Genomic DNA, 24649 nt, shown 5'->3' with positions numbered 1-24649 from the left:
CCGAGGGTGGTGGAGTAGCGGCGGGACTTGGTGGAGAAGTGGCCGCGGAAGCCGAGCATGTGGGCCCAGGCGCGCAGGCGGAGGTGTTCGAGGTCCTTGCGTGCGCCGAGGGTCCAGGCGGTTCGGATCATGCGTCGGGCGTGGTCGGTAATCCGGGCCTGTGCCAGCTCGGCGAGGAAGCGGATCGGCCGGTCCAGGGTGCCGGTCGCTGTCTCGGCGCCTTTGGTGGCGTACTTGGCGATGTATGCCGCTACGGCCCGGTCGGTCAGCTCCTGGCCGCCGTCGAAGTCGGCGGAGCGAATGGTCCGCACGTCGAGTTGGCGACCGAAGGTGAAGGTGTGGGCGCGGCCGTCGACGTCCGGTCCGTTGACGCGGGTGGCGGTGGCGGCGGCATCGATGGCGTCGGTCAGCAGCTCGGCGGACGCCCAGGCCGGCGGGGCTGTGTCGCCGCCTTCCGGGCCGTCGAGGCGGATGACCGCGTGGAAGTGGACGGCGCCCCGCTTCTGGTACTCGGCGACCTTGGCGAAGGAGACGCGCGCGTGGTCCCGAAACGCACGCTGGGTGAGTCCGGCGCGCTTGGCGATCTCACGACGCAGGTAGATCGAGAAGCGCCGCCAGAGAGCTCCGGCATGAGCGTTCCAGAGGACAGCGGCTTCGTAGTCGTACGCGTCCGGGTCGAGGGGCGTACCGAGGGCCGGGTCTGTCTCGTCGTGCCGGGCACCGCAGCGGCAAGGCCGCCCACTGGAAGGGCGGTTGTGAACGGGGCCGAAGCTCGGCGCGGTGAAGGTGGCGAAGACACGCGGGTGTGTGCCGACCTGTTCGGCGGTGCCCTTGCCGCCGCGGAGTCCGGCGGTGATCAGGTGAAAGGTGTCTCGGCGGTAGACCTCCGCGCAGGCCGCGCAGCGGGTGGCACGGCGGTTGTTGCAGCGGACGAGGAGACTTCCGGCGGGCAGGGAGGACGAGTCGAGGTGGTGGAGGACACGCCCGATCTCTCCGGTCGTCCGGTCGACCGCGTACTCGGTGCGGTGGCCGTCGAGGCGCACAGGGTTCGTGCACCCACCCAGGCCGGAGAGTTGGCGGGCCAGCTCGGGCATGGTGCCGAGGGAGGCCAGCATGGAGAGTTCCGCCAGCGGGGGCGGAGTCTGCCGGGTGATGATGGGTCTTCCTTTCGGCTGTTTCGGCGGTTGAGAGGGACGGCCCCGGGGCGGCGGGATGCTTGGCGGCGTTTGCCGCCCCGGCGGCCGGTCAGCGCCTGTTGGCGCCGGTGACGAGGGAGCGCAGGACCACGGCGGCGATGGCCACAGACACGGCCGAGACGGCGACCGCCGCCAGGAGCGCGGTGAGGACGACGCCGACGACGACCACGGCGGCGACCGCACCGGCGCCGACCCCCACGAACGGGGCGACCGAGCGGCCGGCGGAAGGAGCCGGGGCGTGATCCTGCGGGATGTGGGTGGTGATGCTCTGGATGTGCGGGGTGTCGGGCAGCTTGGGGCGGAACATCGCGGGACTCCTTGTCGGTCGGGGTGTCATTCGTGGGTGCCGTTGACGACGTCGACCCCGGAGCGGGTGCCGGACTCGATGGCCGGGGCGAGGATGGTGTGCGAGAGCCAGAAGCCGAACAGCGCGATCACGACGGCGACCCAAAGGCGGACGCCGAGGAACTTGATCGCGGCCCAGGCGACGACGCCCAGGACGAAGACGAGCGGCAGCGAGACGGTCACGGGAACTCCTCAGCGGACGCGGCAGCGGTGGGTGCGCGCGGCCAGCTCGGCGGCGGCGCGGCTGTCGTAGTCGGTGGAGAAGCCGCAGCGCGGAGCCGTGCAGGCGGCGGTGTGCTTCTCGCGGCCCCGGCCGTCGTAGTAGGTGCCGACCTGGACGGGGCCGATGCGGAGGACGCGGCGGAAACGGCGGTTGGCGGACATCAGGGCATCTCCTTGTGGGTCTCGCCGGTGAAGTCGGTGACGTGGTCGGCCAGCCAGCGCAAGATCTCGTCGCCCTCGTAGCTGTCGGCGGCGAGGATCACCGGTTCGGCGATCAGCACGGCTTCGGTCAGGCGGTTCTGTCGGGTCAGCTCGGCGGCGCGCTTCAGCGCGCGGAGCGTGGACGGGCGCAAGGGGGAGATTCCTCCGGGTCAGGTGAGTTGGGTGGTGATGGCTTCGGCGAGCGGCATCGGGACACCGAGCCGGGCGCGAAGGGTCGAAGTGTCGATGTCGGTCCCGGTCCGGGCGCGGTGTTCGTCAGCGACCTTGCGGGCGAGGGTGACGAGCGCGGGAGGGACCGAGGGCGGAGTGGGTGGCGCCGACTCCGTTGCAGTGGCCGGAAGTTCGGGAGCAGCGGAGGGTAGTTCGACCTCTGCGGCGGTCGGCTCCGATGCCTGAGCCTTCGAACGGGGTTCTGGTGCCGCCGCCGGGTCCGCGCTGGGATGCGCTGGTCCGTGAGCGAGCAGCGTCCCGCCGAGGAAGGCGACCGCGGGCCAGCCGGCGACGAGGATGCGGAGCCAGGCCGGTACGTTCTCCACGTCGAGCAGTCCGGCGGTGGCGACGTTGGCGCCGAGGGACGCTGTCAGCGCGACGAGGAACCAGCACCACCCGGCGGTTTTCGCCTCACCGGAGCGCAGGCGCCGCCAGGCCGCCACCAACAGCAGGTCGACGGAGACCGGATAGGCCCACGCCTTCCAGCCGTCCTGTCCAGCGGCCAGCGCCAGGTCATGCAGGTGAGCGAAGGACAGCGCGGCAGCGATCACCGCTTGGACGAGTACGGCGTCCACACGGACGGGCAGGGCGCGCACGGCCACTCCTTCCAGTTCCGGGCATGGGTGGGGTAGGGACTTGGCGCGGGACGGCCGCGCCGACCGTGGGAGCGGGTTGGCTACTCGGTGATCGGCTGAGGAGTGGCCAGGGGGCCGGACTCCGTCACCGGCACGGGAGGGGCGTAGGGCCGGAACGGCGCGAGCGCCGGAACGTCCGGGGCAAGGTGCGCCGTCTCCCGGCAGGTGGCCGCGGCATCGGCGAGAGACAGGTGAGGGGTGCGGATCCGGGACCAGCCGCCGGACGTGTCGCCGACGACGGCGAGGCCGGGCAACTCGGCCGCGATGGCACAGGAGGCCAGGACAGCCTCAGGGGCGATGTCACCGAGCGCCATCTTCGCGGACGCCTCGTCGTTCACCCGGTGGCAGACCCGCCCGGTGAGCTGAGCCCGGAGCATGGTCGCTCCCTTGCCCAGCTCGGCCCCGAAGCGCTGCCCGCAGACCTCCAGGTAGATACCGGCCGCGCGGCCGAGCTGGGCGAGCCGGATGAGCTGGGTGACCATCTCGTCCCGCCGCTCCTCCTCCTTCCTCGTGGCGACGAGGAAGAGTTCTGCCACTTCGTCGACGAACAACACGATGGGAGCCGGGCGTTCGTCCTCCGGCAGGCCCCAGACGTCCGAGGTGATCAGCTCATCCGGGGTGCCGGGCGCGATGCCCTGCCGCGCTTTGATCAGGTCGTATCGGTCCTCCATTTCCTTGACGAGCACGGGCAGCAGCTCGGCCGCCTGCTCCGGGTCGGTCGCCAGCGCCGAGAGCCGGGGAGCGAACGGCGCCAGTTCCACCCCGCGCTTGCAGTCAATCCCGACCAGGACCACCGGCTGAGCGGCCAGCCCGGCCAGCAGGTTCCGCAGGAACATGGACTTGCCGGACAGCGTGGCGCCGAGCACGAGTTCGTGGGGAACGGCCCGGTAGTCCCGTACGAAGGCGGTTGCGTCCTCCCGCAGTGCCACCGGCACGCGGAGCGGACCGGCGTCGGTCCGGCGGGGCATCCGCACCTTCCGCAGGACGTCGAAGCCGACGAGCCGCAGTTCCACGACACCAGGCTTGATGTCCCGCACGTAGACGGCGTGAACACCCCAGGCGTGCCGGAGCCGTTCGGCCGAGGCCGCCACGTCCGCCGGTTCCTGGCCTGGAGCCAGCCGCAGCCGTAGCCGCAGACCTGTCGAGGTGGGCCGGATCATGCCCCGGCGAGGAGGCACCGGCCGGACCTCACGGCGAGTCGTGGCCTTTACGGCCAGGGCCCGCCACCGAGGCGGCTCGACCGTCAGGCCGCACGCGTCCATGGTGGAGGTGTACGAGGCCAGCAGCCGGGCAACCGAGACGGGCAGCCCGACCGTGGACCAGTACGCCGCCGGATGGGCGTGCCGGGCGTAGGCCGCGCCGCCTATCGCAGCGAGCGACCCGCCCAGCTCGGCCCACGTCACCAGGTCGGTCACGACGATCAGCCCGCCTGCTCCATCGGGAAGGTGCCGGGAGCAACGGCGGTCGCGCGGTAGGCGATGCCGTGCCGCTGCTGCCCGTTGAAGACGCTCTCCCACGGCCGGGCGATGAGCCCCGGCAGCGAGACCGGCGCCCCGACGGTCAAGCCGTCCGTCACACCGCTCTCGGGCACTGTGACCTTGATCAACGACGACTCGCCCTCGTCGACGTAGACGACGCCGACCGTCATCAGCGCCTCACCACTCACGGCGTCCTTGGCGATCTCACCAGTCTGCCGGTCGCGCACCTTCGGCGCCGGCGCTTCAGTGAGCAGGATCGTGGCGGTCGAGGCGTCAATACGAATCACACGCACAGATTTCTCCTCCTGAGTCGATCAACCTGCCAACCTGACAAGTTGACTTAGCAAGTTCGAAGCTACGGATGCCAGGTTGACTTGTCAAGTGACTTCGTGGTGGTCGATGAGCGGCCCTGGAGCGCCGAGCGCACTATGGAGTCAGCAGTAAGGGAGGGCGCGACATGAGCAAGAAGCACCGCGCTCCAGAACCGCAGCCGTGGGACCCTCGCACTCCACAGTGGGCGGCACCGCCGCCAGGCACATGGCCGGGGCCGTCTCAGGGATCACCCCCAAGTCAGCCCCCGCGCCAGGACAGCACGGCACCGCCGCCGAGGAAGCGACGCCGGGTCTTCCTGTGGGTCTTTCTCGCCGTGCAGATCTTGTTCTTGATCTGGGTCATTTTGGGCGCCTCGACGGCCAGCGGTACGCCCGAAGGTTGCCGCGGTCTGACGGGAGAGGACCTGAAACTCTGCGAGGACGCGAGCGACGTCGGAACCACGATCGGGGTGGGCCTGATCGTCGCGTTCTGGGTAGCCGCCGACTTCATCCTGGCGCTTACGTACGTGATCTACCGACTTGCCAGCCGACAACCTCGGACCTGAGTCGCAGTTACCGGTTCAACCCGTCAGCTGAACCGATAGGTATCTTCGAGCTCCTGTCGGTCAGCAGGAAGCAGCACGTCAGAGACTTGCAACGCCTGTCCTGACGCGTCGCACGCGATGACCAAGACGCTCAGCACAGGCACGCCGTCCGGCAGGCCCAAGAGACCGGCTTCATCTGTCTCAGGGAGCCGAGCTGAGACCCGTTCCGTGACATGGTCGAAGCGGATCTTCTTCCTCGCTTCCAGGTGCTCACGCACACTGCCGGCCAAGACATCAGCGCTCGCCAGCTCGGTGTCCTCCACCAGGCCGGGGGGGAAGTACGACGAGACCAACTCAACTGCTTCGCCTTCCTCCTCAACGAGGAAGCGGCGCATGAGCACCTTGGCCTTCTTCGGCAAGCCGAGCGCTGAGGCGACCCGTGCCGGGACAACGACTTCAACGACTTCCACGAGGCGTCCCGAGGTCTGCGACTCATCGCGCTCCAGGGCTTCCCGCCCCCGCCTGTCCTTCTGCTCGACCACTTCGGGCCGGTCCCGGACGATCGTGCCGTACCCCTGTCGGGACTCGAGCCAGCCGTCACGCTTCAGCAGCTCCAGCGCCCGCACGACGGTGGGACGGGACATCCCGAAGGCCTGCACCAACTGGTTCTCGCTGGGCACCCGAGTGCCAGGCGGGTACGTGCCGTCCTCGATGCGACCTTGGATCGTCTGTGCGAGGCGCACGTACTTCGGTGGCTCCACTTCATACGCCATGAACGCCGCCTGTCGGGATTAGCCAAGTCAACTGGTCAACCAGACTAGCGAATCTTCGATTGTCGGAGTAGAAGCGGAGCGAACTCTTACCTTCCGGGCCAGGCATCGGCCATCACGAAGGAGACGACGGTTCCGCCGAAGCGGCTCGGCGCGGCGTGCCACGACTCGGCCAGCGAATCGACCAGGAGCAGTCCACGCCCGTGGGAGTCGTCGGCGTCGGGCTGCCTCAGCCGCACGTTCGCCGGAAAGCCAGGGTTATGCACGTCGACCCGAAGCGAATCTCCCTCACGGAACCATTCGACCCGGACGAGCCAGGGGTCGTCTGACCGGCCGTAAGCGATGGCGTTGGTCACCAGCTCCGAGATCATCAGCACACAGTCGTCAACGGAGCAGGCCGGGTTGTACGGGGCGATGAACTTGCGGAACCAGCGCCGAGCCCGCGGTACGGACTCAGCGACAGGGTGCAAGGTCATCGCACCGAGACGAGGTGATTCCTCAGACGGGTAGCGGTCGATCGTGTAGGCCATGGGTGCTCACTTCCTGCCGCTACCGTCGCAGTCGAGGCAGCGCCGCTTCGATGTGGCGCGGGTGCGATCGGCAGCGGTGGCAAGCGCCAGGGTCGTACGCGAGCCGACACGCTTCCAGCCGCGCCCCCGGCAACCCGGGCAAGGTAACTGCGTGCCCTGATCCGGCCGCTGACTCGTCACACCGCGCCTCCTCCCAGTGAAGTGGCCTTAGCCACTTCCTGGATAGTGGCATTAGCCACTTCGTCGATGCAAGCGATTCGCTGCAACTGGCCCCCTCAGGTGAGGGGGTAGCCCTGCTCGAACGCCCAGCGAAGCGGCGGGTAGGTGGCCTCAGCGAACTCCAACGGCCGGTCCTGGAGGTCGAAGACAACGTGGTGCACGATCAGCACGGCGGAGCCGGCCGCAAGTTGAAGGTCCTCGGCCTCTTCCTCCGTCGCCTCCCGCGCGCACATGCGATCTTCCGCGTAACTCCCCTGCCGTCCCGTCATGTTCTCGACGTACATCAGCGTGCCCTCTTGGATCCGCTCCGGCTCCAGAAGCTTCGGCGCACGCTGGCCGACATCCGGAGCGAACCACGAGGTGGACAGCGTGATCGGCCCATCCTGGTTGTTGGTCACGCGCCGCCGGTGCACCGCCCGACGATCCTTGACCAAGCCCAGCGCCTCAGCCACGTGATCCGGCGCCTCCAGCCAACCGGCAGAAGTGATCACGGCGTACTCACCAGGCGTGTAGATCTTCCCCGTCTGCCGAGCGCGGCCGTACAGCTCACGAGCCCGCCGGTTGACCTCCAGGCTCCGCACGTACGTGCCCGAGCCTTGACGCTTCTCGACGAGCCCTTGATGGCTCAGCGCCTCCAACGACCGTGCAGCCGTGGGCCGGGACACCTTCCAGTCCGCCGCCAACTGCCGCTCGGACGGCACCTCGTCACCCGGTCGCAGGTCACCCCGAAGAATCTGATCACGGATGTAGTGCGCGATCTGGAGATACTTCGGCTGAGCCTCCTCGATCTGCGGCATCAGTCCTCCTCACCCAAGGCGAGCCCCAGGCGAGTAGTCGGGCACCCCGCTACCGAGCTGAGGCCTGCTTCTCGATACAAGTGGCTATGGCCTCTAGCCACTATAGGGTGAGTGGTCAACCCCCCACCCCGTAGGCTGACACGCATGACGCGGTTGATCGTCGCAGCAGGAGGAGGGGGCGACGCAGTCGCCGCCGCAATGATTCACGCCGCCCTCTACGGCGACGAAGACCAGGCGGTGATCCTCACGTACGCATGGGACCGCCTCCTGATCGACCCGGTACCCGGTCCCCGAGGACCGGACAACTTCACCGGCCTCCAGCCCCTCACTCCGGCAGTCTGGGCAGTGCCGGCCGAAGCTCGCCCGATCGCTCCGGCGGGTTCGACGCTCCCCCGACTCGCAGCAGAGCTCCGGCACACGTTCGCGCTGATCGATCCGCGCCATGGAGTCGAAGGCGTCACGCGCCAACTCGAAGAACTGGTGGACCACTTGTCACCAGAGTCGATCGACCTCCTGGACGTGGGCGGCGACATCCTCGCCCGCGGCGATGAGCCGACGCTCAAGAGCCCCCTTGCCGACGCCGTCACGCTCGCCGCGTGCTGCCAGGTGAATGCACCCGTCCGCCTCTTGGTGACGGGCCCCGGTCTCGACGGCGAACTCCCTCTCGACGGACTGAGCACCATGCTCGGCCCGATCATCCACACCCTCACGGCGAAGGACGTCGAGCCGATCAGCTCCGTCCTGGAATGGCACCCCTCCGAGGCAACCGGGATGCTCGCGGCGACAGCCCGAGGCGTACGTGGCACCTGCGAAATGCGAGACGCCGGCCTTCCGGTCCCCCTCACCGACGATGGCCCGGCGGTCCATGAAGTCGACCTGGACGAGGCACTCACCCGCAACCAGTTGGCCCGCGCCATCCTGACGACAGCCACCCTGGACGAGGTTGAAGCACACAGCCGCGAAATCTGCGGCTACTCGGAGATCGACTACGAGCGCAACAAGGCCTCGTGGCTCAAGGATCAGCCACCGGTCCAGCTCGACCCTGAGGCCGTACTGTCTCAGCTCGACCAGTTCGAAGCCGAGGCCCACAGCCGCGGCGTCACCCACACGACGTTCCGCCGCATCACCGAGGCCCTGAACCTCAACGGCTCCTTGCGCGAGGACCTGCGCCAGCTACTCATCAACAGCCGCCCGAAGCAGTACGACGCTCCCTTGTGGCGCATCACAGCCACTACTGAGTAACAACCTTCTTCACGGGTTCAAGGCGGCTCGCTCCGCTCACCGCGCGCGGTCCGGCCCCCGGCCGGACCTGCGCTCCTGTCTCCGCCCCGCTCCAGCCCGGCCGGCGCCCGTACCGCGCACAGCAATCAGCCGCCTGATGCCAGAGAAGGGGTATGTCGTGGCTGGGGCGGTCGGCTCCACAGCTTTAGCCACCTCCCCGGTCCGGGTCCCGCGTCGAGCAAGACCAGGGGGCCACTCGTGCACATTGCGGGCAGGTCCAAAGCCCTGCCCGAGTTGCCAGCCAGCGTACGGCCCCCTGATCATGCTCGACCCCAGACCGGGCAGGCCACAGGCCAAAGCCGTTCCACCGACCTAATCGCGCAGCTGAAAGCCTAACTTTCATTACCAGTAAAGCGCTACAAACTCAGAGTCTAGGTACCTCTCGGTTTCCGTATTAGACTCCGGATCAAGGGTTGGCGAATTAGGCAGCGCGATAGTGCCGCCGGGGGAAGCTCCGATAAGCTGCCACGCCCGACTTCTTTCCCTCACGGCATCATCAGGGTCAACGGAGACAGAAAACCTATCCTCTACTTCTTGAACGATTAGCCGGAACGCTCTGCGGCTGTCAGTGACAGAGACCAGCAATCCACTGTTTTCGCGAGCCAAGGCCTCAATTTGCGCACGAGCCTCTGAATCTAGAGATACTCCACATCGGGCAGCGACAAGCTCTCCGTACAAAATAAGTACGCGCACCCTTTGCTCGGTGATCTCTTCCGAAGATCTATCTTCAGCCAGAGCGTTCAGTGCGCCGGTACTGAACCTATCAATTTCGTCTCCCAATCCTGGCAAGACCTCTTTCAAGACCTCCACCAACTTGACTGGAGTCCATTGCGACTGGATCCCTGTAACAGCAATTCTACACAGGGCCCAAACCGGCGAATCAGAGAATAGAACGCGCCGAATATCCTTCCAATACAGCGACTGTTCGGTCACTCCGACCAAAAAGAGAGGTTTCCGGGTAGCCACTACCGAGCCATCAAGACGGGACTCCATTTTTTTGTGAACAACATACTCGACACCATCAATCGTAAAGACCGAGTAGTCAACCACCTCGCACTTAAGCGGCACAAGGCCCGCCATGAGGCCCTCAAGGATCCCGTTAAAAGCCTGCGCCTGCTCCAGATCTTCTGGATTAATCGACGCAGCCAGATACGGATTGCTTACCAGGTCGGCCATGGTCGAGATGATCGAACTCACGCGATAGGTAGGATCCGCGCGAAGCTTAACCTTCACCTCAACAAGCTCTCCACGCGCCAACCTTTCCTGGTCGAGTAGCCATGGCTGGACAGCGAAGCTGGGTGTCGAAACTCGCCTCTCTGCAAGGATTTCCGTCAAACTGGGAGGCTCACCTACGCAAGTGTCAGGCGTTACCATCCTCGAGTTTTTGCGCTTCTCGTAGTCGTGCAGATCCTTGAATGTTGCTTGAATCGTAGACTTTCGCAGCACCTGCGAGTCCTTGCTTTGAGTGGCCTCAAAGCGCGAGCCAATTCCGGACTTGATGATTTTGGCATCAGCATTGATGCTGCTGTTGACTTCGGATTTGATTGAGCTTGAAAGCGTTTCGGTATATTCGCTGGGGAGTGCCCCGAGGCGAGACGACAGAAGGCTCGTGACGCTGACCTCATCAAGGTACACGAATTCCCGAAGAATAGGACCCGAGGCAGCATGCTGCTTACATCGCCTTCGATTTCGCAACCATCGTTTGAATCGACTGATCATCTGCTACCTCTCTCCCGTGTCCGAGGTCCGCACTGACAGCCTCTTTCTGTGCAGCGCTACCCTCTCGTAGCCACCGATGTAATCGTCGGCAAAAATGGCATCCCTTGACTCTATTACAGCTAGAAGTGCAGCCTCGCTCCAAATGGCAGCGAGTTCTGCGGGAGACCAGTTGGCAGTCTTTTCGGCGACGTACACGTGCGGTAGCTCCTCACCCTTGTTAAGCCTTCTTGCGGATACTTCGAGGATTGCCTTGCGATCCTCCACATCAGGTAGAGGAAAGTCGATTTCCCAGTCAAACCTACCGGGCCGCCGCAGAGCGGGATCCAGGTCCTGAGGGCGGTTAGTGGTGGCAATTACAACAACGTTGGTATCAGCGCTGAATCCGTCCATGGCAGAGAGGAGCTGGCCCACGATGCGGCGCGAGGCCTCATGAGAATCATCGCTGCGTCTTGACGCGAGACTATCCATTTCGTCAAAGAAAACGATAGCTCGCTCTTGCATTGCGGCATCCTCGAAGATTTTACGGATGAGTTCTTCGCTCTGGCCATACCATTTGCTTAGAACCTCTGGCCCACTGATTTCGTAGAACTCCGCATTAGCCCGATGTGCGATGATTTTAGCGAGCATAGTCTTGCCCGTCCCCGGAGGGCCAGTGAGAAGAACACCTTTAATTGGTCGAGCGCCAATTTTAGCCAATGAATCGTGACACTCAAGTGGTGTCTCAATCAGTTCTTTCGCTCGTTCTATGATTTCGGGATAGCCGCCAAAGTCATCAAAAGTGAGGGCCCCATCGGGCGATGCTTTAAACTGCTCTACAGTCACGCTATCGACGGCAGGTAGGTCGATATAGCGGACAGGATCCTCGGAAAGCACCTCTGTGATCCCTCGCGATTCATACCCCTTTACCGTGTTCCCTTCTCGCAAGTCCACGTCATGCGGGTGGTCGAGTACCCTAAGGCGCCCACCGATATCGATAACTACTTGCCCTGGCTGTAGCAAGCGAACAACGCCAACCCAAGGGTCCTCATCCCAGAGCTCATCAGGGGCAAGAGAGATGTCGCTATTCTCAGCATCGATGAAGACAACATCCCCTCGCTCGAATCGGAATTCCCCAGAGGTCGTGCAAGTGGCGATATTCCCATTGCGTAGCTCAAGGAACGCTGTAGTTTGATCTTCGCTTACATGCTTAACTCGCGCCACCGTCTGGGGAGGGTAGATGTCTGCGTCCATCGACTAAGGGTAATCCTGAAGCCGATGGTCAACAGGGTGTTTCGCGAAGTTGTCAGGGACCCGGCAGGCGTCGGGTTGGCTCGTTCCTCGCGTCTAGGAACAGGCGAGAACAGCCGCGGCCCACCGCTGCCGCCGCACTCCAACCGTTGCAGATCGAGGGGTGCGAGCTGCCTCTGCACCGCTCAGGGCGAGGACGTGAAGCCAGTGGACTGGTCGAGATGGAACGATGAACCTGGAACCGTCGGAGTCCAACCCTCACACAAGGCAAGCCGAACAGCCGCGGCCACACCGGACGGCAGTACAGGCTCAGCCTCGCGGCCGATCCAGTTGCTCGGATGCGGCTGGTCGGTAATGACCACGAGCGTCGTCCCCGGAGTGTTCGCGTGCTCCACCGCGAACGTACACGGCGACCAGGCCAGCCCCTGGCAGTACGTGGGGCGGCCCCGCAGCCGCCAGCGGTAGACCGTGCCGTCGACAACGATCCGTCGTGATCCCTTGCCGACCAGTGCCATGACTCCCCCTCCAACAGCCAAGATGCTAACGAGCGCCAGCCCTACCGACCGTCTCAGTTTCCGTCTCATTCAGCGCCGTTCATGGCCGTTCAGGCGAGATCCGGAGCCGTCCCCACAGTGGCGGCCGACCGCTCATGAACCCAGGTGAACGCCCTCGCACACAGCCCAACACCCCACCAACACAGTTGGAGAGCGTGCGCGCCCCCCGAGCAACCCTCCTGGCCCGCCGTGCACCGCTGCGCGGAGCATTGCGCCTTCCACAGAGGACATGTGCCCGGCAATCCTGCACAGGTCCGCACAACGGTCGAGACCGGGTGTGAGACGTGACTCGTACGCAGTCCAGGTGTGGAGCGCTCACCGAGAAGCACTCGGTGCCGGCGGCTGATGATGGTCGGTGCGTCGCGATGCAACCTGCACCGTGGCGAGTGGTCGTCGTACACCATCTTCTTTCCAGTCGGAGAGCTCGGTCTGGCCGCGCTCGCGACGGTGCGGGATGACGAGTCCGGTAGCCGGGTAACCACCGTCGGCGATCACGTGGGTCTTAACCGACGGCAACCTTGGCGCCGGACCCCTCCCGGGCCCTGCAGTCGGTGCGGTTCCAGGAATCCCACCGACGCCGGCTGCCAGGTCTGACTCCGGCCCGTATCGGCCGGAGGACACAACAAGCAGGGGATGGACGCCCCCGCGATTGGATGTAGACCTGGTCGCGCGGGAGGTACTGCGCCACAGGCGCTCACAAACTTCTGACTATCGCTCAGCGCACGAACAGGTAAACGGCGATCACCGCGATGCCGACCGCGTACATGCATCGGGTCTTCCAGTTCTGAAGCTCCTGCTCCAGCTTCTTCAGCTTCGCGGTGTACTGCCGCTTACCCTGCTCCTCCTGCCAGTGATACCTCTCCGCGAGGGCCACGACATCCAGCTTGATGAGGGAAGTCTTCGCTTCCGCGAGACCTCGGTTCGCTTCGGCGATGAGGGATAGCGTTTCCCTCTTGGCCTCCACCAACTTCTTGATGTCCTCCAGGACCCGGCCAAGATCCGAGAACACGGGATCGCTCTCCAGGTAGTTCACGGCCCGTGAGAAGTCGTCCAGCCGCCTTGAATCCACCAGATGCGCGGTGCTGGCGAAACCTTCGAGGACATCCATGCTCAGACCGTTGGCCGCCTGGCTGAACATCTCGGCCATCGACCAGTTCATCTTGCTCGACAGCGCATTGGAGAAGTCCTTGAGGACCTTCGCGTCCAGGCGGTTGAGGGCTGAGGCGACCTCAGGGAACTCCTTCGCCACTTCGTTGATCACGACGTGGGTGTCCCGGCCGGAGTGGAAGGAGAGGTGCTTATCGCCCATCAGAGGTTGATGGTGCCGCTGAAGTCTCTGCCCACGTTGTAGTTCGTCTGAGCGTGCACCTCGCCGAACGTCACGGTGGAGGTCGAGTTGTCCACCGTCAGGTTGTGCTGGATGAGCCTGACCCTCCAGTAGGCGGCGATGTCCTCCAGTGGGAGAGCTTCCTCCCTGAGCAGGACCGCGTGGTCGGCGGCCTCCTCCGCGTACCGGTCCTGGACTTCCCGGGGCGCACCGGAGACGAGCGCCCTGACGCGTTCACGTACGCGGTCGAGGAGCCCTGTGGCTGCGCCTGCGGCAACAGCTTCGGTAACTGCGACGGCGGCTTCAGTGGCGTTGACCATGAGAGGAAAATACCGAAGCGGGAAGCCCGTTGCAGGTGAATGCGATTTCTGACAGGTATGGAACTGGAGCGGCTGCTGGACGAGTTGGAGACGCCGGTGGCCCCCGGCGGTGGGCAAAAACCGGAGGTCCGGCCGCGCCGTGGTGGCTGGTGACGGTTCTCCGGCACGGGGGTGCGGATGCGGTCAGCAGGGGCCGGCCGTGGAGCCTCCCGCTGGAGGACCGGGCCCTGCTGGTGGCCGTGTACGGGCGCACGAATCTGACCATGCACCAACTCGCCCCGCTTTGGGGTGTCCAAGTAGACACTGTGTCTCGCTGCCACTTCAGCCCCTATGCCAGCCCCGTGGAACGTACTCGCCTACTGCGTCGAATTGCGCTCTTCTGCTTCTATACGGCGAACTTCTTCGTCATACTCCCAAGCCTCCTTGAGGCGCTTGTAACGACCGTTGGGCTCGGGCATTGCAGCATCACCGCGACGCCAGGAAAACACGCACGCGATCAAGTGATGAACCGTTCCCATCAGTAACCATTCCCGGCTTCGCCGATAAAGCCCTAGATTGAGGTACTGGCAGTCATACATCCAAGCCAGACCCTCAACAATTAGCGTTCGAAGTTCCTCATCACGCACTTCCAGGGCCGCAACACGAGCAGGCTCAATGTACTCAAGCAGCTCGCTCCACCAAGCCTCTTCACTTATGAGAAGTTGCTCATAATCGGCCGGTTGCACTTCCGGTAGCGACGAGTCAGGAGGCATCTTGCGTATGTGGCCCAGCAGAGCGGTAAGCGCCTGAGCGTTCGCCGCCACAACAGCTACGCGCTCGGCTTCATCACGTGCCAGGCGAGCATCCGCAAGCTGCTGCTTCTGCGCTTGATGGGTCGATGCGTAGGAAGTTGCCGCACCCACGACAACACCCACGAACCCAGTAAGGGGCGTAAGCCAGTCCATGAACACAGTGTGCTGCCCACCTCTCCATGGGGGGGCAGAAACGGTGTATTTCCCGTGGCGTCCCGATACGAGGAGTCGTGACCAGTAACGCACGCTGCGGCCTTAGTGCCAGGCGGTTGGCATCTCCGTCTGCTGGCTGCAGTGGCGGCGGGGCGTCGACGTGCGCCCGATGGTGAGGGCGCCGTCCCCGAGTGCCGGCCCGAGTAGCGGCATATGCGGGGAGCGCCCAGTGGTGGGTGAGGGTGAGTGGCTAGCGGAGCCGTAATGATCGGAGTGTCACAACCAGAGGATCAACGCGACGATCACGGCGAGAAGGAGAAATGGACCGGCAATTGCCTTACGGAGCTCTCGTTCACCTTTTCCAGGGAACATAGGGTCATCGCCAGCGTCTGTGAACTGGGTCGCCGAATCTCCTTTCCCGTTCAGGATATCGCTCGCATCCCGCACGAGCGCAGCGGCCGCTTTCACATCCCCCGATTCCTTCAGCATTTCATCGATCTTGGCAAGCATCTGAGGGGAAGAGACCGCCAGCTTCCGTACGTTCCGCTTGGTATCTTCGTCAATCGACTCATTTTTGATGATCGTCTGAAAAACACTGCCGTTATTGGTCTGAATGTACTGATCAATCGCCGTCCCGACCATACTTCCCTCCCTTGCACGTCGTATTACTCACCAGCGAGGGCGCACGGTCCAGGCTCAGGCGAAAGGACGAGGCGCACTCACCTTGGCTCTTGGACTGGCCAAGCGGGCCAGCCAGTATCACTGCGATCAAGACCGCAGCAACAGCCGAGACTGTGGCCACTCCAACTCGCGCAAACGGGTTCAACGCCTGGCCAATCGTCTTGACCAAAGTGGGCCACTTGTGCGTAACCCACAGGACGAAGATCGCACCGATTACGGCAAAGACGAGCAGTCGGTCACGCACAAAGGCCCCGACGTACTCATCAGAGGATAGGCGCACAAGACGCCCGATAAACCATTCGAGAGCTGGCAAAACATAGGGAAAGTGATCATTGATCACTTCAATTCCAGCCAACGTGAAGAGGATGGCCAAAACAGCCCCGAACGCGTAATAAGCGATCCCGAGCCACCCTACGTTGTTGACGAAGGGAAGCTTCACTGCTTGCCATCTCGGTAGTTGTTCTGCGACACGGTGCCGTTGTTTGTTTCGATGAATTGTCCGTTGACGGTGATCCCGCCCGGCCCGGCGCTACGCGGGGGCTGGGATGTGTTGGTTCCGCCATCCGGCTGCACGTGACTACCAGGAGGCGATGGAGCAGGGTCCTGGCTACCGGCGGATCGCGAACGCGTCCACCGGGCAGTGATCACAGCGCCGCCGAGTAGGCATACCCCGCCGATTAAGGCAGCGGCTATCTCGATCATGGAGCCCCCTGAGGTCGGTACTGGTTGACAAAATCCTACCCAACAGGGGTAGTTGGGGATGCCCGAACCTCAGTCAACGAGCGCAGACAGTAGCGACATACGGCAACGCCCCACCCGGCAGCGTTCGCCGAGTCGTGGTGCAGCCGACACGCATATAGCTGCGTATCAGGGGGCCCGTGCCCCATTCACAACTGCCGGTGCGCGGCCGCAGCGCCGCCGCCCTCGCGCGTGGCCAGCTCCGGGTACCACGTCATCGTGGCCGTCGACATCACCTTCTATACCTCCAGCGGCAGGTTCGACTTCAGACGTCGTCACCGGCAGCCCCGCCAACGCGCCCAGACGGCTGGTGTGTGCGCAGACAGGTCCTCTCGTGCCGGGGGGAGCTGAATCTGCAATGGTCAGTTCCCGTGGACTATCCATGGACTCGTCCCGCCGGACCTGCGCGTGCAGGCCCATGACCTGCTGCCTTATGCAGTGACCAACGGGCCTCCGGAGCCGTTGCAGCAACTCCCTCGACCGGCGCAACCGTCCGCGCCTCCCACAGCCCGTCTGAACAGCCCGGCAGACCTCAGCAACCATGCCACCCGTTCGCATCGAGGGGGCGGTAGGGAGACACGCGTGCCCCCTGCATGCCCGTTACGGGGGGGACACGGCGGGGGACCACAGGGAACGACGGGCCCAGCCATGCGCCATCCCAGGTCGGGAAGGCTAGTGCTCTGGAGGACAGACGGCGAATCGGGTGTTAAGACTCCGTCAGTCACGCACTCCCGTGCGCCTTCACCGGATTCCTGCACGCCCTGTGCACGGGGGATGTGCGGCCCTACCCTGGGGCGCACAACTGAGTTCAGGGAGGGGGCACCATGGCAAGCAGCGCACTCGATCGGCTCCAGGAGTTGCGCGCGCACTACGCCGGCAAGGTTGAGCGGCAGCCGTGGCTGGAGTACTACCGTCGCCGTATCGCTGATCTCGACGAGCGCATACGGAGACTACAGACCGGCGAACATGAGGTCGCTCCGGTCGCCCCTAAAAAGCTGAGCACTCGGCAACGAACGAAGAATATGAAGGAACTCGTCGTGATCGCCGAACAGCTTACGGCCCAGCGGAAGACAGCGAGGCGGAAAAAGATCCCACTTCGCCCCGATGTCTACACTTACCTCGGCCCTTACGGCGAGGGCCGCATTCGTCACTGGGCCGGGCGGAAACAAGTCTGACCCGTAAGCCGGACTCGCCTGAGTGTCTAACTGCGTGACAACGCCGACGAACGACGGTGAACAATGGCGAACGCCTGCGGACCATCAGCACAGGCGAGAGGCCCACCACTCCAAGGCAGAGCCCCCAGCCAAGTTGCTTCGGGACGACGAAGTCATCGCCCAAGATCTCACCGTCGTGCCTCCGACCGGCGCAACTTTCTCTGGTCGACGAGATGGCAGCGCGGCTGAGGCCGGTGAGGGTGCGTCGAGGCACACGCGTGCCTGATCGGTCAACGCACCCGCCATCGTGGCTGACTGTCGTCGGCTGAGGATCAGACACTCCCGGCGGAGCTCCACCAAGGGACGCACGAGGCGAAGGCGCGTGCCAGTTACGTGCCAGATCCTGCGGGGAACCACGGGGAACAGCGGGGTCTAGCCACGGGTGGGATCAGGACCCTGACGCCGCCCCGCCACAGGTCAGCGCAGCAATCGCCGCTAAAAACCCGAGCTTCCCAAGCTGAGAGCGCGAGTTCGATTCTCGTCACCCGCTCCAGAGAGAAACCCCAGGTCAGCGGCCTGGGGTTGTTTGTTTCTGGAGCTGCCGACAGGCGACGCAGTCATGGCTGTCGAAGAACAACGTCGGGGGGAGTTGGCGTCCGCCAGGTCGTGGAGGGGAACAAGGCACGGTTGCGTCATGTGCCGTTCCCTGCCGCTTCGACAGCCGCCCGTACGGTGGGATGAACGTGCCTCAGCTCCGCCCTGGCTTCGGCGGTGCGCAGCACGTCCCGCACCTGACCCACGTCGCGGGCCAGCAGGAGCCGGACTCCGCGGGCCTCCAGTTCCTCGGCCAACTCGTCGAGCATGCGTACCGCGCTGACGTCGACGAAGGGAACCGTCTCGGCGTCGATCACGACCGCCGTCGCCCCTTCCCGGCCGGCGGCCCCGCGTACCGCGGACCGGATCCGCTCCACGTTGGCGAAATAGATTCCCGCCTCGACGCGTAGCACGATCACCCCCGGGATCCTGCGACTGTCCGTGTGCCTGTCGAGCGCGGCGAAGTGTCCGTTCCCCGGCAGTTGCCCGAGCTCGCTGATGACCGGCCGCGAGGAGCGGTAGAGGAGCAGGAGCAACGAGGCACCGATGCCGATGAAGAGGCCGGGCAGCGTGTCGAAGATCATCACCCCGAGCATCGCGGCGACCGCGGCGAGGAAGTCGGGCCGCGCGGCGACGCCGTAGGCCTGGCCGAGCCTGCGGGTGAAGACGCGGTAGAGGGCGACCAGCGAGGGGATGTCGACCAGTCCGACCACCGCCGCGACCACAACCCCCGCGAGCACCGCCTCGGGAAGCTTCTCGAAGAGGCCGGTCAGGAAGAGAAGCGTGATCACGGTAAGAGGGGCGACGAACACTCCGGACAGCTGGGTGCGTGCGCCCGCCGACCAGTTGACGGCGGTCTTCGAGAGGCTGCCGTTGACGATCATGCCGCTGGACAGGCCGGCACCCAGGCCGGCGGCCCCGAGCCCGATCAGCTCGCGGTTGGCGTCGACCTCGTAGTGGTCGCGGGCGGCGTAGCTCTTCGCCGCCCCGAGTCCCTCGGCGAAGGCGACCAGCAGCACGCCGACGCTTCCCGCGGCGAGGTGGCCGAGGTCGTCGACCGAGACATCGGGGAAGCCGAACGAGGGCAGCCCGGCCTCGACGCTGCCGACGACATCGACACCGTGGTCCTCCAGATCGAAGGCTGCTGCCGCCGCGATTCCCAGCACCACCGCGAGCAGCGAGCCGGGCACGATCGGGGCGACGCGCTTGAGAACGAGGATCAGCAGGAGGCTGCCGACGCCGACCAGGACGGTGAGGCCACTGGCCCCGCCGAGGTCGCCGATCAAGGCCCAGATCTTCTCGAAGAAGTCCCCGGACCCGCCCTCGACACCGAACAGCTTCGGCAGCTGGCCCGCGATGATGGTCAGTGCCAGGCCGACGATGAAGCCTTTCAGCACCGGCTCGGAGATGAAACTGGCGAGGAAGCCGAGGCGCAGCAGTCCGGCGAGGAACGCCGCGATGCCCACGGTGACGGCCAGTGCCGCCGTCATCGCCGTGAAGTGCGCGCTCGAACCGCCGGCGGCTTCACCGACGATCGCCGCCGAGAGCGCCGCCGTCGCCGCCATCGGCCCGACCACCAGGTGCTTTGAGCTGCCGAAGGCGGCGTAGAGGATCAGGGCCGCGGGTGCGGCGTAGAGGCCGACCACGGGCGAGACGCCGGCGATCGTCGCGTAGGCGAGTGCCTCGGGCACCAGCACCGCCCACACGGTCGCTCCGGCCAGCGCGTCCCGGACCAGCCACTGCCGCCGGTAACCCCGCAGTGAGGGGAACAGCCAGTGCATGTCCGCCCTCATGAGGAGAGATCGCTGATGGCATCGCCCACCAGCTTCGCGGCGAAGAGCAGGCAGATCACGGCCATGATCGCCGTGTTGTTCCGCTCCATCCAGAGCTTGAGACCGTCGAGGATGTGCTTCGAGCGCTCCTTGAGGGCGAAGTAGAGCACGACCGGCGTTCCGGGCCCGAGCGCCCCGAGCACCACGTAGAGCGCCAGTGCCACGGCCTGCGCGCCGGCGGAGGTGTCCGTGCGCGCGATCGCTGATGCCGCGGCGATCGAGAGCAGCAGGTTCTTCGGGTTGAGGGCGGACAGCGCCATCCCGAGTGCCAGCGCCTTGACAGGGGTGAACGAGTCGACCGTCTTCATCCACTTCGGCAACGTCACCTCCTCGTCGCCGCGCGGCCGGCCGCGCCACTCCTTCACCGCCACCCACAGCAGCAGCACGCCGAGCGCCAGGTCGAGCGCGCTGACCCAGTCGGCCGGCTGCCCCTGGTCGCTCGGGCCGGCGCCGCCGGAGACCAGCAGCACGATCGTGCCGACCAGGGCCAGGCCCAGGACCCAACCCAGAAGCAGCGCCGGTCCGTTGGAGCGCGCTCTGGGGGTGGCGAGCATCAGCACCACACCGATGATCGGGAACGCGCTCAGCGCCACGGCGACGCCGTAGGACAGAATCTGACCGATCGCCTCACCCACGGCCGTCTACCTCACGCCGGTTCGATCTCGCCCGGCCGCCAGCTCTGGTCGAACCAGCTGTCGAGCGGGCCGTAGAGCCGCAGCATCGCCCACCATCCCTTGCCGGGGACGGTCTGGACCCAGTTCGCGTCCTTGCCCTCCGGTGCGGTCGGGCCGAAGTGGATGACGGTGTCGCCGTTGCTCTCGGCCCGGACGTCTTCCGACAGGCTGTTGACGCTCGGGTAGGGGTGGTCCGTGCGCAGCAGCGACCGGGTCTGGGGGTCGTAGGCGGTGACGGCCCAGAAGTTCTTCACCGGGATGGCGCTCGGCAGGGTGAGCGTGTAACTCCTTGCGCCGTCGAGCCACTCGCCTGTGGAGTCCTCCGCCGTGTAGGCGTACTGCGACCCGATGCCGACGGCGGCCGCCACCATGGCGGGTGAGATGGTGGTCGCGAAGTAGTAGAACACCGCCCGGGAGTCCAGCAGCCGGGCGCCGCCCGGTGTCAGGAACTCGTGACTGCGCGTCGGGAACGGGGTCTTCCATGATCTGTCGGGGTAGTAGTAGAAGCCGGGGTCACGTGGCTTGAACGCCAGCGTCCGTACGATGCCGGAGGCGATCCTGGCGGCGTTGCCGAGGATCGAGCGCATACGGTCGTCCGGTTGGAAGGGCTCGCCGGGCACGATGCCGAGCGCGGCCAGCTGACCTGCTCGCTCGGGATCGAGCGAGCCGGGCGCCTCCGACTTGACGATGGTGGCGATCTCCTCGAAGAAGGAGAAGTCGTTCGCGTGGATCGTGTTGAAGTCGGATGCCGCCCAGTTGACGAAGCGCTGCTCGGGTGGGTCCGCCGCGGCCGAGAGCGGGTAGATCCGCGCCGTGAGCAGGCTCTCCGTACCGCCCAGCGCTCGAAGCAGCACCCAGGAGCCGTAAGTCGCCGGCCGCACGACGAAGTACCCGTCGGGAACGTCACCCTCGTAGCCCGGGGGCAGGAACAGGTACCTGCCTCCTTCTCCCTTGTCCGGCCCGGCGATGCCCATGTCGGTGACGTGGCGCTGCCACATGTCGTTGACGACGCACAGCGAGTTCCCCGGTGCCTCGACCACGATGGGCCCGTCCTCGTCGAGGGCCAGGAAGGCCATCCCGTAGGTGGTTTCCGTGTTGCCCGTGAGCAGAACGGGTGCCGAACTGCATCGCGGGGCCGTGTAGCCGATCGTGCGGGAGTCGACGCCGATGCTGCGCAGTCCGCGTCGCATCGCCACCATGGATGCGCCGGGTACGCAGTTGAGGAACGCCTCGATCCCGCGCAGCAGGTCCAGCGTGTCGTAGGCGCGGGTGACCGTGTCGGGCAGGGGCATGCCGTCGAAGAAGTCCATCGCGCCGAAGACCGTTTCCAGCCGGTCGGGGCTGCAGATCGACGCGAGGGTCTCGGCTGATGTGCCCGGGCTGGGCGCCTCGTTCACATGAGGCATGGCGTTCCTCCTAGTTCGGTCGTTTTTTGAGCACTGCGTTCCAGTCGTCCTTCACGCTGACCGTCGTCCAGCCGGACCGCTCGGCCGTCGCCCGGGCTCTCTGAGCGCCGTCGCTGTAGGCGTACTCCCGCTCGTCGTCGTCGTGCACGACGAGCAGCGCGAACCGCGCGGACTGAAGCAGTTCGACGTCCACGTCGTCGTTGCCGACGGCGAGGGCGGGCAGCCGGCCGGTGCGGGCGAGGACGTACTCCGGCTTTCCGGGCCCGAGCGCGACGGGGCCGTGCAGGACCGCCCGGCGGACCAGCGCACCGTCCCGGTAGGCGAACTCCGGTGCCGAGCCGATGACGTTCTCCCGCGGCAGGCCCCAGAGCTCCTCGGAGATCACCCGCATGAAGTCGCGTCCGCCACCCGAGCACACGAACAGCCGCCAGCCGTGCGCCCGGAGGTAGTCGAACAGCTCCAGCATGGGCTGGTAGACGAGAGCGGCGTACGGCAGGCCGAAGCGCTCGTGTCGCCAGGAGGCCAGGTACCGGGCGGCCTCGGCCTCGAACTCCCCGAAGGCGGTGCCTTCCCAGGCCGAGCCGATGGCCTCCACCATCGACCTCACGGCGTCGGGGTCCTGTACGTCCAGCGCGCGGAAGAACGACTCGTCGTTGTCGACGATCGCCCGGTACGGCTGCTGCCGGGCCAGCGACGGATCCTCCCGCACCTGCGCGGCCAGTTTCCCGAGGATGAACGCGGACTGCACCGGCGCGGGCTTCTCGACCCACAGGGTTCCGTCGTTGTCGAACACGGCGACCCGGTCCATCGGCGGGACGAAACCCGGCGAGTCCTCCGCCGCCGCGGACGTCACGAAGTCGACGATCGCCCGCCTCGCGGCACCGTCGTTCCAACTCTCCAGCGGGCTCGTGCCCATGGCCATCTCGCACTCCGACCCTCGCGCCCTCGGCTCACCGCGCCGCATGCCGCGGTCAGTCCACCGGCTCGATCTCGCCCGGTCGCCAGGTCTTGTCGAAGAACGGCTGCAGGGGGCTGTAGAAGCGCAGCACCGCGAACCATCCCCGCTCCGGTACGGTCTGGATCCAGTTGCCCTCCGGCACGCCGTCGGGCCGGTCGGGCCGGTCGGGCCCGAAGTGCACCGTGGTCGTGCCGTCGGGGCCGGGGACCGCTGCCGGGGTGGGGTACGCCTGACTGCCGGCCCGGGGGAAGCGCTGCGGGATGTCGATCATCGATCGTGTCTGGTTGTCGTAGACGGTGACCGACCAGAACCGGGCGGCGGGGATGTCCGGCGGGAGCACCAGGCGGTAGTGCCTGCCGCCGTCGAGGGGCCGGCCCTCCTGGTCCGCGAACGAGAACAGGTACTGCGAGCCGACACCGGCCAGCGGTGCCGTGAACGCCGGGCTGATGCCCACGCCCAGGTACCACCACCAGGACCGCAGGTTGAGTTTCCGGGCGCCGTCGTTCGGGCGGGGCTCGACGCCCTTGTCGGTGATGTCCGCGGGCGGGGCCAGGAACTCGTGGCCGGACGCAAGCAGGCCGTTGACCCACTGAGAGGACGCCCCGTAGAAGTGGGCACCCTCGGCCGGGTGCGGGCGGCAGGCGAGGGTGCGGGCCGTGGCGTTGCCGACCGCGGCCGCCTCGGTGAGGATCCCCCGCATCCGCGCGTCCGGCTCGAAGGGATGGCCCTTGACGATGCCGACCGCTGCCAGCGCACCGGCGATCTCGGGGTCGAGCGCTTCGGCCGGCTGGTCGTGCACGAGCTCGCTCGCGAAGTCGAAGTACGTCGCGTCGGCGGGCGGGATCGTGTTCACGGGCAGCCCGGTGCCCTCGACGAAGCGCGGCGGGTCGGGCCTGTGCAGCGCGGCGGTCCAGGTCTGAGCGGTCCACGGCAGCGGCGGGGCAGTGCCGCCGGTGACGATCTCCCCGATACTGGTCCCGTAGAAGCCGGGGACGTAGCGGTAGATGCGCAGGCCCTCCTTGATCCGCTCGACCGCCGGCTTCGGGTCATCACCCTCCAGAAAGGCCCGCCCGCCGAGGAGGAGCCGTGTGGTGCGGGTCCGGAGCGTGAAGAACCCTCCCTCGGGAAGGGGGCCCTCATGACCGGGTGGCACGAAGAGGTACCTGCCGCCCGCTCCGCGATCCGGACCGGCCATGCCGGGGTCCGTGACCCAGCGGAACCACATGTCATTGAGGAAACAGAGGGCGAGGGGCGGCACTTCCACCACCAGCGGGCCCTCGGTCAGGTCGAGGAAGGTCACGAAGTAGACGGTGTCCGCGTTTCCGGTCAGCACGAGCGTCTTGGAATCCATGAACTCCGAGAAGAGCAGGACGTCGTGGTCCTGGATTCCGGCCTCCAGGAACCCCCGGCGGGCCGCCCACACGCTGACGCCGGAATACGCGTCGAGGAACGCGCTGACCGCCCGCACGCGGTCCAGATGGTCGTAGACGCGGTTCGCGGTCTCCTCAGTGGGCACGCCCAGCGGGAATTCCAGCGTGCCCAGGTGCGTCTCGACCTGCTCGGGAGTCGAGATCGACTCCATGACCTGAGGCGAGATCCGCTCGGCTTGCTCCAAGGCATCGCTCCGTTCTCGGGGGAGGGTCTCCCCTCGACCATGAGCCGTACCGGCCGCGGACCACCACTGCGCCTAGGCCGTCGGAGAGCAGTTTCAATCGAGCGGTGTCGGTGCGGGGGTTCCGCCGGTGGTGGTGCGGGGGTTC

26 protein-coding genes and 2 pseudogenes are annotated in these 24649 nt (G+C 65.9%); 3 read left to right on the top strand and 25 right to left on the bottom strand.

What is annotated here, in order from left to right:
- From GTY56_RS09695 to GTY56_RS09645, 11 genes are all read right to left on the bottom strand, one after another.
- Positions 1-1115 (bottom strand): replication initiator (locus GTY56_RS09695; RefSeq protein ID WP_161364463.1); only part of this gene is annotated, 1115 nt, incomplete at its 3' end.
- Between the two features lie 130 nt (positions 1116-1245).
- Positions 1246-1503, bottom strand: coding sequence for a SpdD protein (locus GTY56_RS09690; RefSeq protein ID WP_114254381.1), 258 nt, complete (start codon positions 1501-1503; stop codon positions 1246-1248).
- A 26-nt stretch (positions 1504-1529) separates the two neighbouring features.
- The gene (locus tag GTY56_RS09685; RefSeq protein WP_161364461.1) at positions 1530-1724 is read right to left on the bottom strand and encodes a hypothetical protein; all 195 of its coding nucleotides are present in this window, start codon (positions 1722-1724) and stop codon (positions 1530-1532) included.
- 9 nt (positions 1725-1733) lie between these two features.
- Entirely contained in the window at positions 1734-1925 is a 192-nt protein-coding gene (locus GTY56_RS09680) for a mobile element transfer protein (RefSeq protein ID WP_161364459.1), read from the bottom strand.
- The gene (locus GTY56_RS09675) at positions 1925-2116 is read right to left on the bottom strand and encodes an RING finger protein (protein ID WP_161364457.1); all 192 of its coding nucleotides are present in this window, start codon (positions 2114-2116) and stop codon (positions 1925-1927) included. The genes GTY56_RS09680 and GTY56_RS09675 overlap by 1 nt, the downstream gene beginning before the upstream one ends.
- A gap of 18 nt (positions 2117-2134) precedes the next feature.
- Complete coding sequence (locus GTY56_RS09670) at positions 2135-2791, bottom strand: DUF2637 domain-containing protein (RefSeq protein ID WP_161364455.1); 657 nt, start codon at positions 2789-2791, stop codon at positions 2135-2137.
- A gap of 80 nt (positions 2792-2871) precedes the next feature.
- Positions 2872-4245 carry an FtsK/SpoIIIE domain-containing protein gene (locus GTY56_RS09665; protein WP_161364453.1) on the bottom strand — a complete coding sequence of 458 codons (1374 nt, stop codon included), beginning with the start codon at positions 4243-4245 and terminating at the stop codon, positions 2872-2874.
- A gap of 5 nt (positions 4246-4250) precedes the next feature.
- Positions 4251-4601: an SCO3933 family regulatory protein gene (locus tag GTY56_RS09660; protein WP_161364451.1), complete on the bottom strand. Its 351-nt coding sequence runs from the start codon at positions 4599-4601 to the stop codon at positions 4251-4253.
- Positions 4602-5208: 607 nt separating this feature from the next.
- Positions 5209-5937 carry a GntR family transcriptional regulator gene (locus tag GTY56_RS09655; protein WP_161364449.1) on the bottom strand — a complete coding sequence of 243 codons (729 nt, stop codon included), beginning with the start codon at positions 5935-5937 and terminating at the stop codon, positions 5209-5211.
- A gap of 86 nt (positions 5938-6023) precedes the next feature.
- The gene (locus tag GTY56_RS09650) at positions 6024-6464 is read right to left on the bottom strand and encodes an ATP-binding protein (protein ID WP_161364447.1); all 441 of its coding nucleotides are present in this window, start codon (positions 6462-6464) and stop codon (positions 6024-6026) included.
- Between the two features lie 275 nt (positions 6465-6739).
- Positions 6740-7480, bottom strand: coding sequence for a GntR family transcriptional regulator (locus GTY56_RS09645; RefSeq protein WP_161364445.1), 741 nt, complete (start codon positions 7478-7480; stop codon positions 6740-6742).
- Positions 7481-7624: 144 nt separating this feature from the next.
- Between GTY56_RS09645 and GTY56_RS09640 the strand changes: the two genes are divergently transcribed.
- Entirely contained in the window at positions 7625-8722 is a 1098-nt protein-coding gene (locus tag GTY56_RS09640) for a DUF1152 domain-containing protein (protein ID WP_161364443.1), read from the top strand.
- A 381-nt stretch (positions 8723-9103) separates the two neighbouring features.
- On the opposite strand, the gene GTY56_RS09635 is transcribed toward GTY56_RS09640, so the two are convergent.
- The 6 genes and pseudogenes from GTY56_RS09635 to GTY56_RS09610 all read right to left on the bottom strand — a co-directional run bounded on the left by GTY56_RS09635 (position 9104) and on the right by GTY56_RS09610 (position 13908).
- Positions 9104-10396 (bottom strand): DUF6414 family protein, encoded by a 1293-nt coding sequence (locus GTY56_RS09635; RefSeq protein WP_161364441.1) that lies wholly within the window; start codon positions 10394-10396, stop codon positions 9104-9106.
- 87 nt (positions 10397-10483) lie between these two features.
- Entirely contained in the window at positions 10484-11710 is a 1227-nt protein-coding gene (locus GTY56_RS09630; RefSeq protein WP_161364439.1) for an ATP-binding protein, read from the bottom strand.
- 182 nt (positions 11711-11892) lie between these two features.
- Positions 11893-12222: a hypothetical protein gene (locus GTY56_RS09625; protein WP_161364437.1), complete on the bottom strand. Its 330-nt coding sequence runs from the start codon at positions 12220-12222 to the stop codon at positions 11893-11895.
- Between the two features lie 441 nt (positions 12223-12663).
- Positions 12664-12820 (bottom strand): annotated as a pseudogene (locus GTY56_RS09620) (IS5/IS1182 family transposase); the annotation flags it as partial.
- 156 nt (positions 12821-12976) lie between these two features.
- Positions 12977-13570, bottom strand: coding sequence for a hypothetical protein (locus GTY56_RS09615; RefSeq protein ID WP_161364436.1), 594 nt, complete (start codon positions 13568-13570; stop codon positions 12977-12979).
- Positions 13570-13908, bottom strand: a complete 339-nt coding sequence (locus tag GTY56_RS09610) for a hypothetical protein (protein ID WP_161364435.1) — start codon at positions 13906-13908, stop codon at positions 13570-13572. The genes GTY56_RS09615 and GTY56_RS09610 overlap by 1 nt, the downstream gene beginning before the upstream one ends.
- Before the next feature lie 146 nt (positions 13909-14054).
- On the opposite strand from GTY56_RS09610, the pseudogene GTY56_RS09605 reads away from it, so the two are divergent.
- Positions 14055-14202 (top strand): annotated as a pseudogene (locus GTY56_RS09605) (transposase family protein); the annotation flags it as partial.
- A 62-nt stretch (positions 14203-14264) separates the two neighbouring features.
- Here the strand turns inward: GTY56_RS09605 and GTY56_RS39845 are convergent.
- The 3 genes from GTY56_RS39845 to GTY56_RS09595 form a co-directional block, all read right to left on the bottom strand.
- On the bottom strand, positions 14265-14852 hold the full coding sequence (locus tag GTY56_RS39845) for a hypothetical protein (protein ID WP_202509960.1): 588 nt from the start codon (positions 14850-14852) through the stop codon (positions 14265-14267).
- A gap of 276 nt (positions 14853-15128) precedes the next feature.
- Entirely contained in the window at positions 15129-15494 is a 366-nt protein-coding gene (locus GTY56_RS09600; protein ID WP_161364434.1) for a hypothetical protein, read from the bottom strand.
- A complete protein-coding gene (locus GTY56_RS09595) occupies positions 15475-15972 on the bottom strand; it encodes a hypothetical protein (protein ID WP_161364433.1) in 498 nt (165 codons plus the stop codon). The genes GTY56_RS09600 and GTY56_RS09595 overlap by 20 nt, the downstream gene beginning before the upstream one ends.
- Positions 15973-17095: 1123 nt before the next feature.
- Between GTY56_RS09595 and GTY56_RS09590 the strand changes: the two genes are divergently transcribed.
- Positions 17096-17446, top strand: coding sequence for a hypothetical protein (locus GTY56_RS09590; RefSeq protein WP_161364432.1), 351 nt, complete (start codon positions 17096-17098; stop codon positions 17444-17446).
- Between the two features lie 671 nt (positions 17447-18117).
- On the opposite strand, the gene GTY56_RS09585 is transcribed toward GTY56_RS09590, so the two are convergent.
- From GTY56_RS09585 to GTY56_RS09565, 5 genes are read right to left on the bottom strand one after another with little or no spacing between them, the layout of a single operon-like run.
- On the bottom strand, positions 18118-19800 hold the full coding sequence (locus tag GTY56_RS09585; RefSeq protein WP_161364431.1) for a SulP family inorganic anion transporter: 1683 nt from the start codon (positions 19798-19800) through the stop codon (positions 18118-18120).
- A gap of 8 nt (positions 19801-19808) precedes the next feature.
- Positions 19809-20486 (bottom strand): GAP family protein, encoded by a 678-nt coding sequence (locus tag GTY56_RS09580; RefSeq protein WP_161364430.1) that lies wholly within the window; start codon positions 20484-20486, stop codon positions 19809-19811.
- An 11-nt stretch (positions 20487-20497) separates the two neighbouring features.
- Positions 20498-21931, bottom strand: a complete 1434-nt coding sequence (locus tag GTY56_RS09575) for a DUF1254 domain-containing protein (RefSeq protein WP_161364429.1) — start codon at positions 21929-21931, stop codon at positions 20498-20500.
- Between the two features lie 10 nt (positions 21932-21941).
- The gene (locus GTY56_RS09570; protein WP_202509954.1) at positions 21942-22853 is read right to left on the bottom strand and encodes an HAD family hydrolase; all 912 of its coding nucleotides are present in this window, start codon (positions 22851-22853) and stop codon (positions 21942-21944) included.
- Between the two features lie 49 nt (positions 22854-22902).
- The gene (locus tag GTY56_RS09565) at positions 22903-24504 is read right to left on the bottom strand and encodes a DUF1254 domain-containing protein (protein WP_237524518.1); all 1602 of its coding nucleotides are present in this window, start codon (positions 24502-24504) and stop codon (positions 22903-22905) included.
- Positions 24505-24649: the final 145 nt, after the last annotated feature.

The sequence above is a fragment of the Streptomyces sp. SID5643 genome (genome assembly GCF_009872555.1).
GTDB lineage: Bacteria > Actinomycetota > Actinomycetes > Streptomycetales > Streptomycetaceae > Streptomyces > Streptomyces iakyrus.
Note: the sequence above shows the minus strand (reverse complement) of the source record. Positions and strands in the feature narration are given on the sequence as shown.

What these genes read in the sequence shown, in the direction of transcription:
- GTY56_RS09690 (WP_114254381.1), bottom strand. Translation starts at nt 1,503, where the DNA reads ATGTTCCGCCCCAAGCTGCCCGACACCCCGCACATCCAGAGCATCACC.
- GTY56_RS09680 (WP_161364459.1), bottom strand. Translation starts at nt 1,925, where the DNA reads ATGTCCGCCAACCGCCGTTTCCGCCGCGTCCTCCGCATCGGCCCCGTC.
- GTY56_RS09655 (WP_161364449.1), bottom strand. Translation starts at nt 5,937, where the DNA reads ATGGCGTATGAAGTGGAGCCACCGAAGTACGTGCGCCTCGCACAGACG.
- GTY56_RS09650 (WP_161364447.1), bottom strand. Translation starts at nt 6,464, where the DNA reads ATGGCCTACACGATCGACCGCTACCCGTCTGAGGAATCACCTCGTCTC.
- GTY56_RS09645 (WP_161364445.1), bottom strand. Translation starts at nt 7,480, where the DNA reads ATGCCGCAGATCGAGGAGGCTCAGCCGAAGTATCTCCAGATCGCGCAC.
- GTY56_RS09640 (WP_161364443.1), top strand. Translation starts at nt 7,625, where the DNA reads ATGACGCGGTTGATCGTCGCAGCAGGAGGAGGGGGCGACGCAGTCGCC.
- GTY56_RS09630 (WP_161364439.1), bottom strand. Translation starts at nt 11,710, where the DNA reads ATGGACGCAGACATCTACCCTCCCCAGACGGTGGCGCGAGTTAAGCAT.
- GTY56_RS09625 (WP_161364437.1), bottom strand. Translation starts at nt 12,222, where the DNA reads ATGGCACTGGTCGGCAAGGGATCACGACGGATCGTTGTCGACGGCACG.
- GTY56_RS09615 (WP_161364436.1), bottom strand. Translation starts at nt 13,570, where the DNA reads ATGGGCGATAAGCACCTCTCCTTCCACTCCGGCCGGGACACCCACGTC.
- GTY56_RS09610 (WP_161364435.1), bottom strand. Translation starts at nt 13,908, where the DNA reads ATGGTCAACGCCACTGAAGCCGCCGTCGCAGTTACCGAAGCTGTTGCC.
- GTY56_RS39845 (WP_202509960.1), bottom strand. Translation starts at nt 14,852, where the DNA reads ATGGACTGGCTTACGCCCCTTACTGGGTTCGTGGGTGTTGTCGTGGGT.
- GTY56_RS09600 (WP_161364434.1), bottom strand. Translation starts at nt 15,494, where the DNA reads ATGGTCGGGACGGCGATTGATCAGTACATTCAGACCAATAACGGCAGT.
- GTY56_RS09590 (WP_161364432.1), top strand. Translation starts at nt 17,096, where the DNA reads ATGGCAAGCAGCGCACTCGATCGGCTCCAGGAGTTGCGCGCGCACTAC.
- GTY56_RS09585 (WP_161364431.1), bottom strand. Translation starts at nt 19,800, where the DNA reads ATGCACTGGCTGTTCCCCTCACTGCGGGGTTACCGGCGGCAGTGGCTG.
- GTY56_RS09575 (WP_161364429.1), bottom strand. Translation starts at nt 21,931, where the DNA reads ATGCCTCATGTGAACGAGGCGCCCAGCCCGGGCACATCAGCCGAGACC.
- GTY56_RS09570 (WP_202509954.1), bottom strand. Translation starts at nt 22,853, where the DNA reads ATGGCCATGGGCACGAGCCCGCTGGAGAGTTGGAACGACGGTGCCGCG.